Origin of the sequence: Priestia sp. BR_2, assembly GCF_041954005.1 — a bacterium.
GTDB lineage: Bacteria > Bacillota > Bacilli > Paenibacillales > Paenibacillaceae > Paenibacillus_AQ > Paenibacillus_AQ lautus_A.
Genome location: NZ_JAVFHM010000183.1, coordinates 1 through 1,464, shown reverse-complemented (window position 1 = coordinate 1,464; position 1,464 = coordinate 1). Strand labels below are relative to the sequence as shown.

General features: G+C 33.1%; 2 protein-coding genes. One reads left to right on the top strand and one right to left on the bottom strand.

Features of this window, described 5'->3' with window-relative positions:
• Nucleotides 1-361: SGNH/GDSL hydrolase family protein (locus RB298_RS09340; protein WP_486046929.1), on the top strand; the 361-nt coding region annotated here is incomplete at its 5' end.
• Nucleotides 362-406: 45 nt separating this feature from the next.
• Here RB298_RS09340 and RB298_RS09335 read toward each other — a convergent pair.
• On the bottom strand, nucleotides 407-1,138 hold the full coding sequence (locus RB298_RS09335) for a DUF6270 domain-containing protein (RefSeq protein WP_486046928.1): 732 nt from the start codon (nucleotides 1,136-1,138) through the stop codon (nucleotides 407-409).
• Nucleotides 1,139-1,464: the final 326 nt, after the last annotated feature.

The window sequence follows — 1,464 nt, the reverse complement described above, 5'->3', positions numbered from 1 at the left end:
GCCTGATATCTTGCTTTTTGAACCATTTTTATTAAATGACAACGGCGTAGTAGGCATTAATAATACAGTTGATAATTTGGACGTCATTATGAATCACATTAAAAGTGAAAATAAAGACCTCGTTACTATTTTTCAACCATCAGCGCCGGTCTATCAAGCCCAAAATTACCCCAATGACGTAAAGGCGTTAGAAACCTTTGCCAAAGAAAATGGATACGAATTTATAAATCACTGGAGTGCATGGCCAGATTATAACGAGGAAGACATTTTGAAGTATTTATCTGATGAAAATGGTCAACCGAACGAAGAAGGGGAGAAGGTATGGTTTAAATTTCTCTCTGAGTATTTTACTAACTCATAATGAAAAAGCACGCTACCTTATAAAAAAGGGGCGTGCTTTTATTTTTTAACTTGTTACAGCAGGTAAAAGTAAAGCATTAAGCTGTTCTAAAAATCTTTCATAATAAGCTGGCTGATAGTGTCTTGGCGTAAGACCCCATTTGTGATTTTCATCTGCCATAAATTCTTCTTTTATTTCAAGGTATGTACTGTTGTTAATTTTGTTGCCAAGGTATGTATACATATACTCTAATTGCTGATTGTGACGCTGAATTTCGTCTTGATTTTCAAAAACTTGAACGTTTCCTTCTTTATCTACATATTTTTCTTTCCAAAACGCTTTATGAATAATGACTTTTGAAATGCTGCTTGCGTTGATTCTTTCGCATATTTGATCAGCAGAGCTGTCCCATAATTCATCCGTGCGTTCTACAATTCTTTTACTTTTTAAATCATTCATTAAATTAGATTGAGCAAATTCTTTAGAAAGGGCGATGTAAGATTCTCCGCGTTTCATAAGTCTTAATCTTTCAGACAGTAAGTCAATAATTAACGTATCAGCAGGCTCTTCATCCACGTGTTTTAAGAAAAGCTTATTGAGATCATTATATACGCTTCTGCGCTGGAATTTAGACTCAATATGGATGCCTCGAATGGAAAGTCCAACTGGTTTTGATGCTAACGATATAATATTCGTTCTCGCAAAATACTCATTAATTTCATACTGGTGGTCAAACATAGCAAAAGGGTCTCTGGAAACACAGCTTCCTAGAATGTCAATTTTCTTCTTCAAATTCATCTACAACTCCTACAATATTTACTCATTTTTAGACACATATAGAAAAACTATAAACGAAGAAGAAGAGAAAAGTCAATCAGTGTTTAGGTATATTTACTCATTTTCTATCTCGTTAATTTTCCATTATTTATTTTTAACATTTTCTTCAAGAAAAGAATGCTACATTTCAATACAAAAGGAACGTCTATCAATCCCAAAAGAGAGCATGAAAAAAAATAGATACTTATGCTAGAAGATAGAAAAAAAGCCCTGTGATATAATATAATTCATGGAATACTATCCATGATCTGAGGCATAGAAAGAGGAGAAAAGAATGATAGATATAT

Excerpts from the sequence above, each read along its gene's own strand:
- RB298_RS09335 (WP_486046928.1), bottom strand. The coding sequence starts at position 1,138 with ATGAATTTGAAGAAGAAAATTGACATTCTAGGAAGCTGTGTTTCCAGA.